General features: G+C 56.8%; 13 protein-coding genes. All 13 read left to right on the plus strand.

All coding sequences use genetic code 11. The annotated features are described in order from the left end of the window. Window positions 1-7: 7 nt before the first annotated feature. On the plus strand, window positions 8-367 hold the full coding sequence (locus GRAN_RS24365; RefSeq protein ID WP_128915681.1) for a hypothetical protein: 360 nt from the start codon (window positions 8-10) through the stop codon (window positions 365-367). A gap of 78 nt (window positions 368-445) precedes the next feature. Further along, window positions 446-613 (plus strand): hypothetical protein, encoded by a 168-nt coding sequence (locus tag GRAN_RS25670; protein WP_161557603.1) that lies wholly within the window; start codon window positions 446-448, stop codon window positions 611-613. A gap of 132 nt (window positions 614-745) precedes the next feature. Further along, window positions 746-1,711 (plus strand): TOTE conflict system archaeo-eukaryotic primase domain-containing protein, encoded by a 966-nt coding sequence (locus GRAN_RS24370; protein WP_128915682.1) that lies wholly within the window; start codon window positions 746-748, stop codon window positions 1,709-1,711. Window positions 1,712-1,726: 15 nt separating this feature from the next. Further along, complete coding sequence (locus GRAN_RS24375; RefSeq protein ID WP_128915683.1) at window positions 1,727-2,392, plus strand: hypothetical protein; 666 nt, start codon at window positions 1,727-1,729, stop codon at window positions 2,390-2,392. Between the two features lie 23 nt (window positions 2,393-2,415). Further along, on the plus strand, window positions 2,416-2,712 hold the full coding sequence (locus GRAN_RS24380; RefSeq protein WP_128915684.1) for a hypothetical protein: 297 nt from the start codon (window positions 2,416-2,418) through the stop codon (window positions 2,710-2,712). 250 nt (window positions 2,713-2,962) lie between these two features. Further along, window positions 2,963-3,124: a single-stranded DNA-binding protein gene (locus GRAN_RS24385; protein ID WP_128915685.1), complete on the plus strand. Its 162-nt coding sequence runs from the start codon at window positions 2,963-2,965 to the stop codon at window positions 3,122-3,124. A 17-nt stretch (window positions 3,125-3,141) separates the two neighbouring features. Next, window positions 3,142-4,020, plus strand: coding sequence for a Rad52/Rad22 family DNA repair protein (locus tag GRAN_RS24390; RefSeq protein ID WP_161571157.1), 879 nt, complete (start codon window positions 3,142-3,144; stop codon window positions 4,018-4,020). 338 nt (window positions 4,021-4,358) lie between these two features. Further along, a complete protein-coding gene (locus tag GRAN_RS24395) occupies window positions 4,359-6,566 on the plus strand; it encodes an AAA family ATPase (protein WP_161571158.1) in 2,208 nt (735 codons plus the stop codon). Window positions 6,567-7,873: 1,307 nt separating this feature from the next. After that, on the plus strand, window positions 7,874-8,521 hold the full coding sequence (locus GRAN_RS24400) for a hypothetical protein (RefSeq protein WP_128915688.1): 648 nt from the start codon (window positions 7,874-7,876) through the stop codon (window positions 8,519-8,521). Window positions 8,522-8,544: 23 nt separating this feature from the next. Continuing rightward, window positions 8,545-10,629 carry a hypothetical protein gene (locus tag GRAN_RS24405; RefSeq protein WP_128915689.1) on the plus strand — a complete coding sequence of 695 codons (2,085 nt, stop codon included), beginning with the start codon at window positions 8,545-8,547 and terminating at the stop codon, window positions 10,627-10,629. After that, window positions 10,626-11,642 carry a hypothetical protein gene (locus GRAN_RS24410; RefSeq protein ID WP_128915690.1) on the plus strand — a complete coding sequence of 339 codons (1,017 nt, stop codon included), beginning with the start codon at window positions 10,626-10,628 and terminating at the stop codon, window positions 11,640-11,642. The genes GRAN_RS24405 and GRAN_RS24410 overlap by 4 nt, the downstream gene beginning before the upstream one ends. Continuing rightward, a complete protein-coding gene (locus tag GRAN_RS24415) occupies window positions 11,639-17,104 on the plus strand; it encodes a DEAD/DEAH box helicase (RefSeq protein WP_128915691.1) in 5,466 nt (1,821 codons plus the stop codon). Before GRAN_RS24410 ends, GRAN_RS24415 begins: the two co-directional genes overlap by 4 nt. After that, window positions 17,091-18,590: an ATP-binding protein gene (locus GRAN_RS24420; RefSeq protein WP_128915692.1), complete on the plus strand. Its 1,500-nt coding sequence runs from the start codon at window positions 17,091-17,093 to the stop codon at window positions 18,588-18,590. The genes GRAN_RS24415 and GRAN_RS24420 overlap by 14 nt, the downstream gene beginning before the upstream one ends.

The raw sequence follows: 18,590 nt of genomic DNA on the forward strand, positions 1-18,590 counted from the left end.
AGAACTCATGACCCGCAGCCTCGGAAAGATGTCCGCACACCCGCTCATGGATTGGCGCGACCAAGCCAAAGAGTCCGTCGACCAGGACGTACAAGCCTTCCTCCAATTGGGAGAAGCCATCGCCACCCGATGGATCCAAACGCAAAAGGGCGTCATGCTCCTGCAGATGGTTCCGGGTGACATCACCTCGGGCGCCATCTATGTGCTCGATCGTATCCGTCAGGTTTGGTACATGCTTTCGTTCGAAGCCTGCGAGTGCGAGTTCACCAAAGAGAAGTTTGATCGCGCTTACTGCGAATACAAGCTCTTCCATTATGTCGACCAGCCCGGTCTTCTGCTGAACCCGGCTCTGGTCGGCCAGGCGTAGCTTCAGCCCCCTCCCGGTTCCATCCACGCACAACAGCTCACCAGTGCTAACTCACCTTCTTTCTAAGGAGAAGCCGCCATGCGTCTGTCCGCCGGTCGTATCCGCAGCATCAATCGCTGTCTCGCTTACCACGGGAGCATCATCTGCAGTGGTTCCGATTTCCCCGTCCGCCGTCCGATCGAGCTTCCGAAACCAGCGTCTCCAACCCTCAAGATTGTCGCCGTCCCGAAGCAGAAGGCCGCGTAACCATCCACTATCAACCGGAATCGGCGAGCAAGTGCGTCCGCATGCGCACTGGGCTCGCCGTTTCCTTGAGAGATTTGACCGAGTTTTGGAGCCGGGATACAAAGTGCCCAATTGAAGGAAAGGAGCTCTGCCGTGTACGCGAAATTCTCCGTCAGCCGGGACACAGCAAACAACTTCATCCGGCTCTTCGTCAACCGCCGTGCCTTCGGTATGCAGGCACACAAACCTCTTCCGAATGGCAAGGTTCCTTACTTTCTGGCAAAGGACTGGACCACCAAAGAACCGAAACCACTTGATAGTGACGTCGTCCGCATGCACCTAAACGGCGACGTGACCATCAACCTGTTCGCGATCAACCCCGAGACCCAGCGGTGCAAGTGGGTCGCGATTGATGGTGACTTCGACGGAGCAGTCGAGGCTCTGTTCAAACTTCAATGGGAGTTGAAGCAGGACGGTGTTGAAGCGGCCATCGAGCAGTCGCGTCGGGGAGGGCATCTCTGGATCTTCGCGGAGACGCCTCTACTAGCCTCCGAGTGCCGTATCTATATCTACAATCTCGCTCTACGCCTTGGGGTACCGATTGTTGGCGGCGGTCTCAAGCAAGGGATCGAAGTCTTCCCCAAGCAGGATCGGCTGCAAGATGGGGAGTTCGGGAATGCGATCCGCGCTCCACTCGGAGTGCACCGTAAGACCAATAGGCGGTATTGGTTCTATGAGGCGCCGACCGAACCAGAGACTCAACTGGCGTATCTCAACGGCATGAAGAAGCTAACGGAGGCTGAACTCCATACCTTCATTCAGGGAATGTCACTGCCAGAGAACTATAGACCTGCTGTAAGGGAGCCCTACGTTCCGGGTCCAGTTCGCGATGGCCAGACGGAATTCCGAATCCTTGACTATGTGAGACCCAAATCGAAGCACAGTCGCAACTGGTGGGCTCCATGCCCGTCATGCAGGCAGGCGGGCAGAGACAAATCGGGTGACAACCTAGCAATCCAGGTCGCCAATCCACGTTTCTACAAGTGCTGGGCCGGCTGTAGCGCGGACGATATCCGCGCCGCGCTCGGTCAGCCGATTCGCAAGAAGCAGATGGCATAGAGAGGTCGATGACTGATGAAGACGAACGCGCAGAATCATTCGTACAACCAAAAGGCATCGTCCTCGCCCTTCCTCCAGTACGGCATCCCACTTGGAAGATCTGCTCTTCGGGCCCTGGACAAGCGCGGGATCTACTGCCAGACTTCGATCTCCAAAGAGCACCAGCATCTCGCAAAGAGGTACGTGCTCCGTGGTGTCGAATCTGGAGGCGCCGTATCAGATATGGGCCGCTATTGCGCCTACCTCGATGGGGATGGTGCTCCCATACAGTGGTTGCAGCCGATCGACTCGATCACGGGCAACGGTCGCCACGCAGTTGTTGTGGCCCCGGAGCTTGTGCGAATTGATATGTTCCGCATCGGGCGAACATACGAACTCGCCATAACCCGACATCTGCTCGAGTCAGAGCAGGGGCATGCGAAACCTAGGATGACGTCCACTCTGCTCTTCCGTGGTCGCGACGGAACAATCTCCTTTGACCTCTGGGCGCCAGAGAGTCGTTCGATCCGCGGGACGATTACACCCTCCTTCTATTCGGAGGCCGGTGAACTTCGTGACATACCCCACTCCTTTGAGGCAGCAGTGAAGAACGTGACAGCGGCTTTGAACTGTCTGGCTTGCAAGCACGTCCATGTAGCCGTTGCAAGAAGTACGCCAAGTAACCTTCTGGCGTCAGCTTAACTTTGAGCACACAAGGAGCAATAATGTCTCAACACATAATTCGGACTGTCGACGGCAGTGGCATCGCCGTGACGGTCACTCTCGGCTATGATCGGCCACTCGACTTCGTCTTCTGCACCGTTATGAATGCTCAGAACGAGGCAATTTACACCAATCTCGATGACGATGACGCTGGGACGCACCAGCAGGACATTGACTACTACCGGCCGATTCTCGCTCGACTTGGTATTGAGGTTCCAGAAGCGATGTTCGCTGAGGTTGAGTCTGATCAAGCGAATGTCGTTGGCAACCGATTCGTGGATCACACGGTTTCGCGATGATCGCGTGACATCCGAAGAACCTCTCCTGGATGACTTCCGAGGACTGGCGCCCTCGTGCGTCACACGGCACTCTTTGTGCCGTGATTGCCCTCTGCGCGCTATCGATCCTGGATCATCCCCCGCGCCAGCCGCTTAGGCCGGAAACGTAAGGGCTCGGCCAAAGAGAACGGCCGGGAATCTCCACAAGCCCTTTAAGTTCTCATTCCTGAACTCATCCTCATGTCTTCAACAACGCACACAAGGAGGTGCCATGGCAAAGTGTGTCAATAAGGTCATACTGCTCGGCAACGTCGGTAAATCACCCGAGATTCGCAACACTCGGAATGGCATCGTAACGGAGTTGTCACTTGCTACCAATCACTGCGGACGAAATTCCATTTTGACTAAATGCGGCCGAAGAAACCAGACCTGAAATTGAAAGGAGGTCACATGGCCACCACAAGGAACTTCTCCGTAGAGGAGCAACGGAAGCTTTTCGCTCTGCTCGAGACCCCGTTCTCACCGTCCGAAGTCAAATGGCGGGTTGTCCGCAGAGGCCAGCGGGGCCGCCGCGGCAAGGTTCTCCCTTACGCGGACCCTCGGGCTTACACGGATCGCCTGAATCAACTCTTCACCCCTTCTGGGTGGTCGCGCACGTACGCTCTCGCCGCAGTCCCTAATGTCGTCAGGAGAATTGATGGGCGCGAGGTAGTCACGGGAAAAGTTCTCATAAACTGTGTCTTGACCATTCATCGGCTTGGGAGCCACACCGGTAATGGTGAGGAGTGGGCGGACAGCTCTATGGCTGTCACTTCGGCGGAAGCGCAGGCTTTTAAAAGAGCATCCAGCTGTTTTGGTCTCGGTCGTTATCTTTATCGCATTTCCGAACGCTGGGTAGACATTGACCGTCGCGGTGTACCAAAGCGTCTGCCTGCCCTGCCCCTCTGGGCGCTGCCCCCGGATGTCGTCGTCGTACATGGGGCCGAGCCGAGAGGTCCGATTGACCCGAAGTTAACTGGAAAGATCGAGGCCTTTCGGAAGCACCTCGGAGTCGGCATATACACGGAAATTCTTTCCCGTGCAGGCTTCTCTCATGATGCTCGCCTCATCCCAAACGCGAACCGCCAGAAAGACTCCCTCAAGTGGATGGAAGCTGCCGCGCGAGGCTACGACCGGCTACGGCACCTCTCCTCTGGTGGAGGAGCAGAGCACATGGACGCCCTTCTTCAGCACCTGAAACTGACAACCGTCCAGGAGTTACCGAGCCTTGACGCACTCCGCTTTGTGGTGGACACGCTCGAATCTGTTCTGCCGCAAGACGCTGCTTGACCACTTTCCAGCCATTTAAACCAATCGGGGCGGCTCTGAGCCGCCCTCTCTTTTTGGAGGAATCATGCCCAGAGGAAGGAACGTATCCATGCTCCGGAGGGAAGCCAATTTTGTCAGCATTCCCATGGAGATAGCCGTTTACTGCGAGAATTGTGAAACAGTGTCCAACTCTCGCAGCGTTCGCTGTGGAGTCTGCGGCAGCGAAACAATCCGAGAGCTCATTCTCCTGATCGATGGACCGCCTAATAACCCTGGACCTGAACCGGCCGCTCCGTCACTCATACCCCCAAACCTGGCATTTGAGCGGCTCGCCGCTGCCTAGCCACAGGGAGGATCGCATGGCGTCATTGCTATTTCTGGAAGGGGGTAAATCGACCTACAATATCAACGTAGGTGTTGTTCAGGAGTCGAAGACTTTGACGACTGCTTCACAACAATACTGGGCTCAACGGCAGGCCAAAACTTTCAGCCAACTGACGCGTGTTCAGGTGGACACCTCCAGTTCAACTGCGGAACTGGACTGGATAAAGTTTTGCAGAGCGAATACGACCTTTCTTGACCGCCTCCTTTGGAGGGGCGTTGATCGCCTTGAGAAGGCCCTCCGCGTCTATTGGAAGGGGAATAAGACTCTTTCCAAGGAAGCACGGCGTCTGTTCGGAAAAGACGCTGCCATAGAGATTTTGATTCCCCTCTCGCATATTCCCCTGCGTTTTGTAGTGATTTCGCCACGCTCTGCTGAACTTCAAATTCGCACCTCGGACAATGCAGACGGGGTTAAAGCCTTTCAGCTTGGCAGACCGTATGTTTCTGTCTCGTGGAAGGGCCAAGGCTTCTTTGTAATCACTCCCACGGGGGAGCAAGTGGTGATGCAAACCTATTACATCGACCATCCGTCTCTTGGGCATTGGTCAACCGACGACGTGTTGCCAAATCTTTTCGCTGACACGGTAAGAGAGTTCTCGGCAGAGCTAGATGCTGTATCAACGCACTTTGGACCTATGCTTCGTCTATTGAATAATCGCGACCTCCTTGAGAAAATCGACGGTTCTCTGCGGCGGATGCGGGATTCTGCCGAAGCGTGGAGCCTAGTTCATCTCCCCGAATCGCAAAAGCTCGAAATTTTGCGTGCCTTGGAACTTTTCGAGAGCTGTGATGCTGCCGCACCACGCGGCTTACTTCTCACTGGCCCCTCGGGAGTTGGCAAGTCACTGCTTGGAAAGACCATCGCGGAAACAGTTGGACGCAGTTTCCAACATCTCACTCCCGCCTCACTCAAGTTGGATCATCTTGGTGGCAGTGGTCGCAGGGTTCGAGAGGTTTGGGAAGAGGCCCGACGGCATCAACCCTCGATTCTCTATCTAGACGAGTGCGAAGGGGTGCTTGGACGCCGCGGTGCCGCAGAAACGGACGCCATCTCCACGGAGATTGTTCAAGCATTCCTTGCCGAATGGGACGGTCTGGACAAGTCCGATCGAGTCTGGGTGATCGGTGCCACGAACCGGCGCGATCTATTGGACGACGCTATCGTTTCTCGATTTGGGTGGGAGATGCAGATTAAGCTTCCATCCGAGGACGATCGAATCAGCATACTGCATCAGGAATTGAAGAGCGCTGGCGTAGAAGCCACCCTTCCGGCAGGTTTTAGTGCTCTCACCCAAGGAATGAGTGGCCGCGATCTTCAGGATGCCGCGAAAACGGCCCGAAGGATGGCTCATCCCGATCCGCCGACGGTGGAGCAGATACAAGAAGCCGTCAACAAGCTGCGGAAGGGGCAAAACACCAGGGTCTCAGTCCACTCGAAGTGGGAGAACCTTGTTCTTGACCAGAAGATATTAGGTCGTCTGAAACTCATCAGCGGGCTCCTGAGAAATCCTGAAAAGTGGATTGAGCAGGGCGTTTCAATCCCGCATTCTCTTCTGTTAGAAGGTGCTCCCGGAACCGGGAAGACGGAAATCGCACGTACCCTTGCGAACGAGAGTGGTTTGGCTTTTCATGCTGCAACGACAGCGGACCTCAAGGCTAATTACCTCGGACACAGCGGAAATCGGGTCAAGAAGCTTTTTGAGATGGCGAGGTCGCACTCACCGTGCATCCTATTTTTCGACGAACTCCACATCGTGGCTCCGGACAGGAGTCTCGGGGGCGATGATCCGATGACCAGAGAGATTGTCGGGCAGTTGCTCCAGGAGATCGACGGCGTTCAAGCCCAGTCGGAGCACGTCCTTCTGATTGGGGCGACGAACCGACCGAGTGATATCGATTCAGGAATACTTAGCCGCTTCTCGGAGCGACTGACGATTCCGCTTCCTGACCGCGAGGGTCGAATTCGCTTGCTTTCGATCTTCCTTGCTGGGAGGAAATTGGATTTCCCGTTGTACAACGGTGCTGCCCTCCTCGCCGACCTAACTAAGGAGAAGGACCTCAGCGGACGTGATTTGAGGAACTGGATTGCTTCCGCAGAGCAAAGTGCGCTTGTTCGAGCGATGGATAGTAGTAATCCAGAGCAATATGTCATTACGCTGGATGACTTTTTGTCGGTTTCTTGAGGCACAGTTTACTTTGCCATATTGGCAATAGCCGCCGTTGCTCCCCGCCCCCGTCGCGCTCTCCTCTTCAAAGAACTGAACTCCCACTCACTCGGTGAAATAAAGCATAAATTGGCCGTGAATAAAGCGCATCTTAGCCGCGCCAGAAGGATGAGTTGGTTGGAATCGGCCGGCCAGCGCCGGGAATGCCGCGTGGCCTTTGACGGAACGATTTTCGGTGAGTGCCTCCGGCTGAAGCCGATTTTGAGAACTGTCCAGTTTTAGGGTGGCACCAGTTAAGTGAAAGAAAATGCAGGGTCCTGGCCGGTTGCGATGTATCCTGTTGCTACCTAATGCAATATGCGATCGACCGGCGAACAAAGCGCGTCGTCCCAGCCGACGAGGTTCGGCGGACGGATCGAAACCGTGCCTTTGAATGCCCGGTTTGCAAGGCCGAAGTTCACTATCGACGTGCGATGGGTCTGAGCCCGGAGCCTGGGTTTGCCCACAATGCGAATGTGGCAAGACAGGACTGCTCCCTCTATCATTCCTCGTTCGGTGTTGAGGGTCCGGGGTCATGGGGTGAGTCTCTTGCGGCTGAACCAATCAACGAGATCGATCTCTGCCTTAGTGACCCGCTCGACGATAAGGGTGCTTGGGCTTTATTCCTGCGATTTCCCGAAATCTCAGATCTTGGCAACGCTCGGCTCCGGGCCTTGGTGGGCGGCTCTGTCAGTGTTGCGACGGGTAGTTCTTCCGCGAGTATCTCGCTGATGGACCTGCGGCCGGGTGTCGGAAGCGCGCGCCTTGTGGTGCCTCCGAGCACGAGCACGTACGGAACATCGCCGGCCGGACAGTGGCCGCCCGACCTTTCCTCCACCAGATGGACGGGCACTTGCGAAGGGTTGAATCCTCGCGGCACCGCGTTCGTCCTGCGAAAGGGCGAATGGGAACGGCTCGGAGACAGTGGCGAACTTGAGTTGGGCAGCGAAATCAGAATCGTTGCTGACGTAAGAAATGCGCCTCCTTCGGTCTGTTCAGCTGAGGCGCTGGCGGTAAAGCCTCACAGCAAACTTGAGTGGCGAATGTGGCGCGTGTTCTTGCCGAACTCGATCTCGACCTCGCTTGATCGATGGGCGGAGGGGATCAACGTAACTCTCGCATCTCCTGCGGACGGGGTTGCACTACTCGGGGTTCCGCAAAGTTTCGATTCAAATGGTCCTGTTTTCACGACGGGTCGCTCCTTCATCGCGAGAATCAAATGGGCTGTGGGCGAACCGTCAGCGGCCTTGTCGCTGGGAACGCCTCTCGGAAGTGAATCGACTTCGATGTGGCCGACGCAAACTTCCCCGGCATACATGGTGTTCGGGACCCAAGATTCTGGCTTAACAACACTCACTGCAAATTACGATCGCCGGACCACAGAGACCATCGAGACGGCTGCTGCGCTGACGCTTGGCGAGATTCGCGACAAACTGCGCGCTACACCGCGCTTCGAGATCGTCATCGGCGACACGACGGTATCGGCATCCCAGGATTCCGTCACCTTGCGCTCAACCGTGGAACAAGCCGTTCCTCCGCCGATTACGATCTTCCCTAACTACGACGCACTCCTGTTCGATGTGGAATGGACCGCGCAAGAAGGTCTCCAGTATGCTTACGGTCTCACCGCAGTGAAGGTTCAAGAACGATTGGCCGCAGCGTGGGGTCAGGACTCCGATTTTGAAATCTCGGCCGGAGCATTCGGTTGCATCCGTCTGCGCTTTCTGCGAGCGAAGCGCTCTCGCAACGCAGTCTCAGTAAGCCGTGCAACGCGTTGGGCAATTCTCGCCGGAGGACGGATAGAAGCCAGCACCAGCACTTGGCTGCGTCGTGGCCTTGCGGCGAAGGGTGTCCCGTTGCGGGACCGAACTCCGAATGGCTCCAGGCGATGGTTTCCGTTGATGGTGAATGGGTTGAAGCGGTTGCAGAAGTGAATTTAGTAGATCGGGTGCTCGGCTTGAGAACACTGATTGGCGTTATTACGGGGACAAGACGGGACAAATACGAGGACCAGATCGCGTGGATCCGCCCCTTAGCCGAGGCGACCAACGATTCCTGGGAAGCCGTTCTAGCTCCACAATCAGAATTCCCAAGCCGCGGTTCGATCTTCTGGCCGCGCGCATCGGGTGCCAAGGAGAACGCGCTTGTTCGGTTCCACGCAAAGGAGAACGACGTCAAGAATGGCGGCCCTGACGAATATATGGCCGTTGATTCGCAACTTGCCTTTGAGGCTCTCGATCTGCGTTGGGTCGGCGATTGCGAGCAAGTGCGTCTTGCGCTCACTCACGGAATCGAACTCCCCCATCTCGTCTCACCGAAATACATGATCCGTTGCGGCGGCGATCTGGTCGTAGGCCCAGTCGGTCTGGTTTCAGAAAATACTGGCAAGGTCGTCCTTGAGAAGAACAATCGTGCCCGCATCTCCTGTTATCAACTCGGAGATGATGCCTTCCTCGGAATCGCGTTCGATGACGAAACCCGCACCATACTGGCGCGAAGCCTTCCTCCGACTCCCCACAGCTACGTCGATTGGGACGACGACAAACCGGTCATGCGTCGAGCGATCGAAGCAGCCGCACGCTTAAAGGCGAACGGCACGAACCTGCCCAGGCAAGTGCTCGAGGATGCCACCGTGCAACTGACACAGTACGGGGCCGGTGCCAGCGCGCGACTTGAATTTTATCGTCTCAACAGGGCGAAGCAACTTGCCGCCGACACGCAACAGGTAATTTCGCTCGCTGAAGAGATATTCAGGGGGCTTCGTAATCATCCTTCAGTGCTTCAGGAAGCCCAGAACTTCTATGAGGGGCAACGAGGCGAGATCCGCGCGAGAATCGAGAGCGAGCACGAGTCTGAGCAGGCGGCAGTGACAAAACTCCGGGAGGAGCGGCATGAGGCAGAAGAAGCTCTAGCCTCTGCAAAACGGCAACTCGAAGAGACGGAAGCGAGCCACCAGAAACAGGTATCCGGAATAGAAGCCGCCCTCCTGAGTCGTATCGATCAGGTGCTCGGGAATGTGCCGACACTCCTTGCAGATGTCGCCTTGCTCCGACCATTTCTTAAAGGACGCTCTTCGCCTCAGCCTCGAGTCACCTGGGCTCCAGAGTGGCCCGTCACTAAGGTCAAGATCGCTGAAATCAAGGAACTGAGGTCGCGGATGATTCCAGCGCTGCGGGCGCTTGGGGTTGCGACGACAAGCTATCAGCCCATTCACGCTGCATTTGCGTCTGGATTTGTGCCCGTCGTGAGCGGAGCGCGGGCGCTGGAGGCGCTCGAAGCCTATGCACACGTGATGTGTGGCGGACGGCAGGTTTTGGTGGAAGTGACCTCGGCGATAGCCGATGTGCAGGATTTGTTCGGCAAGTTAGAGCATGGGACCTTCGTTCCACACCCCGCAGGCCTGCTCGACATCATCAGAGCAGCGCGGGAGCATGAAGGGCCATTTCTCGTCGTTCTCGACGGGATCAATCGCGGACCCACGGAATCCTATCTCCTGCCTCTGCTCAGGCTGGTCCGGAATCACAAGGCTTCGATTCCGCTTTTCCACCCAGGGGCAATCGATTCGACCGACCCTTATCAATCCGAGGCCCGCTTACAATGGCCCACTAATCTGCTCCTCGCAGCAACTGTCATTGAAGGGCCAACGACTCTCCCGGTCGCGCCGGACGTCTGGAAGGACGGCATCCTGGCAATCGCTGATGCGGACGGTGAGTTCACCGAGCGTACAGAACTCGGTGATTCATCAGAGGTGGACGGATCGAGTGGCCTCCTGGATGTTGCCCCGGCACGCGATCAGTTGGAATGGATGTCGGAAGGACTTCCTCAACTCCACGGCAACGCAAAGCGATTGGCCGGCGCCCTGGCAGCTGTGATCTCGGATCAATCCGCACAACAGACGGCAATCACTAAGTCGATTGTGGTGCCGTATCTATCCTCGCTAACGAACGACGACGAGCGTGCGGCAGAGATTACGCGACTGGAAAAGACCCTCAATGACGAACTCGGCGAATGGGTGAGTCTTGCAAGGCGGTCGATCGCATGACGCAACTGCAAGCCGTCACCGAGATCGAGGCGCACACGATCCTTGCGCGGGAGTTGACCGGCAGCGAAGCCTGCGACCAGATCGCAGAAGACTGCGCCTTGCTGCGGAGTTGTGCTTGGGCACTCACGGACGGTGTTCATCCGGTCCACATTCTACGCCTGCTGAATCTTGCATCCACCCTGCACTTAGCTCGCGACGCTTCCCGAGGACAACTGAAAGAAGCCTTACAGGCGCTGTCTGAATGCGGCGATCTTGCAGAATTATCGAACGGCCAATGGCTTCCCGCGCCGACGCGGGAAGTGCTCCTTGGCACTACCGACGACATGCGGTTGCTCGTAGGCGGATTCCCTACATCTTTGTTGACTGCCGAACGCGCGACCCAGATTGAGCATATAGGCCCGTATAGAAGAGTGAGGGGTGACGCTCTCTCGAAGGAACTCGAACTGCCACAACAGAGTCTGAAGTCATGGATGAGCCACGCTCCCGACGATCTGCGCGAGTGGACGCAATCGACTCTTCCGGGCAACTACGAACGCCATTGCCCTACAGGTCGGTCTATTGAAATCTATGCTCCTGAACTGTCTCCGGGCTCGACGCCACAGATGTTTCGCTGGGTGGATCGCATCGACAAACTCTCGGGTATCTATCTCTCGCGCGAGGAACTACCCTTCGGAGGCAAAAGGCACTACGCCGTGAAGATCGGGAAGGGCCAGATCAGCGGGATTCGGACCATGCCGCCAATCGACCTTCGACGGCTCATGTATGGACTCGATCTGTTGGCGGAGAAGTCCGTGACGGTAGAGGAGATTTCCGGCCTCGCCGAGACGTCGGTTGTTCTCAAGAGCGTATTGCCGCAAGCGGAGCAAAGGCTTTTCGCTGCACTGGGGCAGTTGGATGTGCCCGAAGGCAAGTACTATCCGCAGACCTGGACGTTTCATCAAGAGCACGCTGTAGAGATCAAGAAGCGGCTGGCTACGTTGGGCGTCAGCACCTTTGCGAGGACGCACAGATGACCGATATCGGAATCAAGCAGGTGGCAGAGAGGATTCATAACCGGCTTCAGCGTTACCTTGAAGCCCAGTACCACATCAAGGATCCTGCGCTCATTGAAGAACGCCATCGTCTGCTCCTCGAACCCGGCTCGATTGCCCAGCGACCTTTTGTTGAGGTGACGCCCTCTTACGCAGTCGAAGACGGATTCACGCGGTTAAAGATTCCACAGACTGTCAGCAACCTCCTGACAGAGTTGGGTACGCTTCGGCCCTCCGTCGGAGTCTACCCTCCCTACAGGCACCAAGCAGATGCGCTCGAAGCTTTCTTCGGCAAGAACTCTGATGACCTGATCGTTGCCACCGGAACCGGTTCAGGAAAAACGGAGACTTTCCTCTACTCTGCGATTGGCTCGCTCGTGATGGAAGCGACGGAGCGTGCTGCATCGTTCGCCATGCCGGGTGTTCGGGTCCTCCTGCTCTATCCGATGAATGCGCTCGTCAGCGATCAAACGTCTCGGCTTCGGAGGCTCTTCGGCGACGAGCGCATGGCTGGTTTGTTCGAAACACGCTGGGGGCGACGCCCACGCTTTGGCATGTACACAAGCCGCACGCCGTATCCCGGAATACGGACCAACGATAAGGACGGCCGCAATATCGCACCGTTGCTGGAATACTTCGTCGAACTCGAGGAGTCTGGGGATTCTGAGAAGCAGAACCTTGTTAAGGAACTGAAGAATCGTGGCCGTTGGCCGGCGAAGGACCTTATCGGATTTTTTGCCCCCGACGAAGAAGAGGTTAAGACCTATAAGTCAGGCAAGAACGCGGGAAAGACGTATCGATCGAGACACTGGGATAACCGTCTAAACACGCAGCCCGGCGATCGTGAGTTGCTCACCCGTCATGAGATCCAAAAGAATCCCCCCGATCTGCTCGTAACCAACTACTCGATGCTGGAATACATGTTGTTGCGTCCGATTGAACGCACCATCTTTCGCAAGACCAGCGACTGGTTGGCGAGCGATCCTGGCAACCAGTTTTTGTTGGTTCTCGATGAAGCCCACATGTACCGAGGAGTCTCGGGAGCGGAAGTCGGTCTTCTGATTCGGCGCCTGCAATCGCGGCTTGGAATCTCCCGCGACCAAATGCGGTGCATCCTGACCAGTGCGAGTCTGGGCGATGGCCCAACGGCAGAGGCGGCGGGAAAGCTGTTTGGAGAGGCGCTGACCGGCAAGCGCAAGAGCGGAGGCTTTACCGTTATTCGCGGCACAAAAGAGGCGAGACCGAAGTCTGCCCCTGGAACAACGGCGGAGGCAACTGCGTTTGCAGCCGTCGATCCCGCTCTATTCGCTGGCATCGACAAAGCGGCCATCGAGCAGGCACTTGTCTCGGTTGCAGCGTCACTTGGCTGGGAAGCGCCAGATGGAGACCGACCGCAGTACGTCGGCAAGCAACTCACGGGCACCGGCCCGTTGGAGTTGTTGATCGAAATCTGCGCCGGCAACGGCACAGCATTCGAATCGCTGGCACATCAGCTTTTTCCGACGGTCCCTCAAGAAGAGGCCGAGGCGGCAACAGACGCTCTCCTCGCATTGGGCTCTTTCGCCCGACGCCACGAAAGTGGCCGACAAGAGCAGCCATTGCTCCCAACAAGAGTTCACATGTTCTTCCGGGGCCTTCCTTCGGTCCACGCCTGTCTGAACGAGGAGTGTACGCTGCGTAGGTATTCAGCAGATGGAAAGTCGGTTCTGGGGCGTTTCTACACGGAGCCTCGGACCAACTGCCAATGTGGTGCCCGCGTCTTCGAGATATTCACTCATCGGGACTGCGGCACGTCCTTCACGCGTGCATTCGGCGTCGGTCGCAGGGCAGATTTTCTATGGAATGAGCATGGTGGAACGCTCTCGCAATTCGGCGCTCCACTGCACGAAATCCACTTGCTCCTTGAGGAGCCGCACCCGGATCAGGTTCGCAGCGTGGAACCGGTGTGGCTCGATATTGCCACTGGACGCTTGCAGGAGCGGCAACCGTCCGAATCGGCCGGATTCAGACTTGTGTATCGGCCGACGGAAGCGGACGAGGACGAAGGCCTATCCACATTCACGAATTGTCCCGTCTGCACGCGCCGAACGAACACTGGCGGGTCGCTCAAGATCATGGATCTGGCGACGAAGGGTGAACAGCCATTTGCGAATCTCATCCGCGAACAATTTGTTAATCAAGTTGCGACCAAGCCGCGCGACGAGCGTCATCCCAACGAGGGACGAAAGGCACTTCTCTTCAGCGATGGCCGGCAGAAGGCAGCCCGGCTGGCGCGCGATCTCCCGCGGGAGGTGGAGCGCGATTCTCTCCGTGAGGCGCTCATCGCTGCGCTCAAGGAACTTGCCGATATTGGCAAAGATCCCGTTCCAGACGAAACACTCTATGCCGGGTTCGTGCTGGTCTGCGCACGCCATCACCTGCACTTCTTTGATGGGCAGGACCAGAAGGCTCTGCTCGAGGACTGTCATCGACTGGAAAAGGACTATGACCTGGACCTTGACCTGGCCCTTCAAGATGGGTGGAAAGCTACGCCGCTAATACGCTTTCGTCAGGCGTTGTTGCGTCAGATCAGCGATCCCTACTATTCGCTGATCGCCGCTTGCGCGGTCGTGGTGCAGCCACGCAAATCGAAACTTAAACTGCTCGAACGCCGCGTGACGGCGGTCCCTGCCGAGACGTTAGCCGAGATTGCGGAGGCGTGGATTCACGAGATGCTTTACCACGACGCCTTTGACCCGAGTCTTTCGCTGACCGCGCGCTACCAAGAGTTCCCGTATTTCGAGGTGATTGGTGCAGAGGACGGTCTCAAGAAGTTTTTCGGCGAAGTCGCGAAGCGAGCGCAACTGGAGAAGGACATAGTCGATCAACTACGCCGTGAGCTTTTCGATCTATTCACGCGGACGGCAGTCAGCGCGGACGATTCAGGGCGATTGCTCATCGGAGACGCGCTCACGATCAAGACGGCGATTGACGACGTCTGGTCTCAGTGCCTCTTCTGTGGCCATGTGCAGTTCAAGCCATTTCTCGGCTCATGCGCCGAGTGTGGACAAAAGCAACTAGAACCGCGCCCTCCCGAACATCCGTACATGCGGGCCAGGAAGGACTTCTTCCGTGAGCCGCTGCGGGCGGTTCTTAAGGGCCAGCGGCCCGTCCATATCACCGCGGAAGAACACACGGCACAGCTATCGCAGCGAGACACTGGGGTTGTTTACGCGACGACGGAGGAGTTTGAACTGCGCTTTCAGGATGTTCCTTTGGGAAAGAACAAGCCTGCCGTTGATATTTTGAGTTGCACCACCACGATGGAAGTGGGCATCGACATCGGATCGCTGACCGCGGTTGGTCTCCGGACTGTTCCGCCGCTGAGGGAGAACTATCAGCAGCGCGCCGGCCGGGCAGGGCGCAGAGGAACATCTGTCTCGAGTGTGATCACCTTCGCTCAAGGAGGTCCGCACGATGCCTTTCATTTCGAACATCCGGCAGTGATGATCAGCGGCCAGGCCCGTGAGCCACGCATCAAGTCGGACAACCGACGTCTCGCCCGGCGGCACATCTATTCGTACCTTCTCCAAACCTTCTTTCATGAACAGATGGACTTACTACCAGAAGCCCAGCAGAACTCTTTGGCCGCATCAAGGCCCGATCTCATGAGCGCTTTCGGACTAGCTACGGCATTCTTCCACGGCAACGACCAATTCACTTTTGCGGCTTTCCAGTTGTGGATGAAAAGTCCGAACTCAAAGAAAGTTCACGATCGTATCGTGTCATGGCTCCCCGATGAGTTGTTCACAGATGCGAGCAAACGCGAAGTAGAGAAGGCTACCTATGTTAAAGCCGTCAGTGCCGAGATGATCGAAGAACTCACGGCGATAGGAAAGGAAGTCGAGGCGAATGAAACCGCCGGCGAAGAAGAAGTAACTGAGCAGGAGGAAACGGCTGAGCCGCTCACTTTGCTCGATCTCCTATTCGACAAGGGGCTGCTGCCTTCCTATGCTTTTCCAACCGATCTTTGCAGTTTCGTGATCCAGGAGCGCGCGGACTTTGGCAAGGTCATCGAACGGGAGCGCCCGCAACTCGGAAAGACCCAGGCACTCAGTGAATACGCACCGGGCAGAATCCTCGTCGTCAACAAACAAACCTACCGCGTGGGAGGAATCTTCTTCGATGGCTTGGCAACCACGAGTCCGGCCGAAGGCTTTTTTGACGGAGCACGCGACCGGTACATTGGATGTCCACGTTGCTCCTTCGTCCGACTAGAAGAGACAGCTGACGTTGCAAGCCCACCTGCTGAGAAGGAATGTCCCGTATGCCAAGGAGAGTTACAGGCGAATGAGTTGCTTGATCCGCCTGCGTTCTCTCCAGAGGCAGGCAGGCGCCTGAGGGACGAGGACCGAGACCAGGACATTACATACGCTTCCAGCGCCCAGCTTCCCGAATTAGTTGACCGGGATTTTCAATGGGATAGTCTCACCGGGTCACAGATCTCCTTTGCCTATCGGGAAAGGGTCAAGCTGATCGTCACCAACAAAGGCAAGAACAGTACGGGCTTCGGCGTCTGCGAAACCTGCGGCGCCGCCTGGCTCTCCGACGATCCTGAGTCGGAGAAAGATCACCCGCGACCTTTTCTGCTGCCCGACTACGTCCGCAAGAGGGAGCAGCCGCCCAAGCATTGCAACGGTCACGTCCGGAAGGGCCTTTACCTCGGACACCAGTTCCGCACTGACATTCTCCTTCTACGGCTCGAATTCGACGCCGCGATGGACTTCAATCCTGAGCACCCGTGGGTCAACGACGCGCTCGCAACCTGTTCGGAGGCTGTGGCGCTGGGTTCGAGCCTTGGACTTTCTATCGATCCTGGTGAACTCAGCTCTGGCTATCGCTTCGTCCCCGCGGCACATGGAGGCATCGCTACCGCCGAGATATACCTGTTTGATACTGCCTCGGGCGGCGCTGGTTACGCATACGAAGTAGGCAAGAATCTACAAGAAATGTTGCCTCGCATCGAGGAACTGCTGACAGTCTGCCCCGCGCCGTGTGAGCGCTCCTGTACAAAGTGCCTGCGGCACTACGGGAATCGCTTCCTTCATCCGCGGCTGGATCGCCGGCTGGGCCTGCAACTCCTTCGATACGCGCGACTCAGCGAACTCCCGGCGATTCCGTCTCCCGCCGAGCAGAGGAACACTCTGGAACCGTTGGCGAGATTTCTCCAGTTAGAGGGGTGGACTCTCGCGTTGGCTGATACGGCCTTGCTCGCCACCCCTGTTGGAGGAAACAGATCTGTTGCGATCGGCACCTATCCCGCACTTCTTTCCAAGGCAGAGGCAGAAAAACGTCACCCCCTAGTGCACGGTTCGGGAGAAACTCGCATTCTGCTGCCCGACTACCTCGTGGAGCGGGACCTGCCGTCCGCCTATCAGGAGGTAGTAAAGTATGTCAAAGTATAGGACAGGCGTATATCCCCTAGTCGCGATCCAAACCTTCATTGAGGCCACACGGGATTCTGGCTACAAGAGCACGGCCGCAGCTCTTTCCGAACTTGTCGATAACTCCTTCGAAGCCGAGGCAAGGACAGTGTCCGTGTGCCTGTCCGAGGATGCGGATGGCAAGTGCATCATGGTGACAGACGATGGAACCGGGATGTCTCCCCAGACAATGCAACTGGCGTTGCAGTTCGGCGGCAGCACGCGGTTCAACTCTCGGTTAGGCACAGGGCGCTATGGCATGGGCCTGCCGAATGGTTCCTTGAGTCAGGCCCGCCGCGTGGATGTCTACAGTTGGACTAACCCGGGAGAAATCTGGGCAAGCTACCTCGATGTCGACGAGATTGCCTCAGGCGGCCTCTCTTCCGTTCCGGCACCCTGCCGGTTCAAACCTGATGCCGCAGACGACCCTCCGTCGTCGCCGACAGGAACCGTGATCACGCTGACCAAATGCGACCGGCTCGACTTTCGTACGCAGAAGACCCAGGCGAAGTACCTCCACCTCGAATTCGGCCGCACCTTTCGTCACCAGCTATACAGCGGCAAGAAACTGTTGATCAACGGTGAACGGGTCAAGCCGATCGATCCGCTCTTTCTCCGAAACGGCAACAACTTAACCGGCGCAGAGCCTTATGGGCCCGCCCTCCGTTACGACGTAGCCTCACCGGCAGGTAAAGCCTCACAAATCTCGGTCAGGTTCGCCGTTCTGCCCATCGAACGGTGGTGCCCTCTTTCCAACGAGTACAAGAACGCACACGGAATCTCGAAGGGAGCCGGCGTTTCTGTGGTGCGCGGCGGGCGCGAGATCGACTGTGGATGGTACTTCATGGGCTCCAAGAGGAAGGAGAACTACGACGATTGGTGGCGCTGCGAAATCTCCTTTTCCCCAGAACTCGACGAGTTGTTCGGTGTCACACACACTAAGCAGAAGATCAATTCAACCGAGATGCTGGAAAGCATCTTAACGCCGGACCTGGAGCGCATTGCGAGAGAGTTGAACAACCTCGTTCGACGCCGCTACCTCGCGGTTCGCGAAGAGTCAGTAGAATTGAAAAGTACTGCTGTCGCAGAGCATAAGGATTCCCTAATGGCTCCGGTCGTTTTACGCCGCCGGAGCCCGCAGAATACCGCGCGCGTACAGGGAAGGATTACTCCACTGGGCTACAGAATCGATGAACAGGTATTAGAAGAGGTGAGTTTTTATCGTCCGTCGCTGGCACAGGAGCGACTCACGCTAACCCTGAACCGCGATCACAACTTTTATCAGAAGATCTATCAGCCCTTGGCGGCAACTCGGCAGGTCGAATCTGCACGAGTTCTGAATCAGCTACAACTCATGCTCCTCGCTGTGGGGCGCGCCGAATGCGCGCTGAGATCGGCAGAGGAGAAGATTGCTGTCCGACGGTTGAGGGAGACGTGGAGTAATGCTCTTACGGCCTTCCTGGATTAG

It is taken from the genome of Granulicella sibirica (assembly GCF_004115155.1).
GTDB lineage: Bacteria > Acidobacteriota > Terriglobia > Terriglobales > Acidobacteriaceae > Edaphobacter > Edaphobacter sibiricus.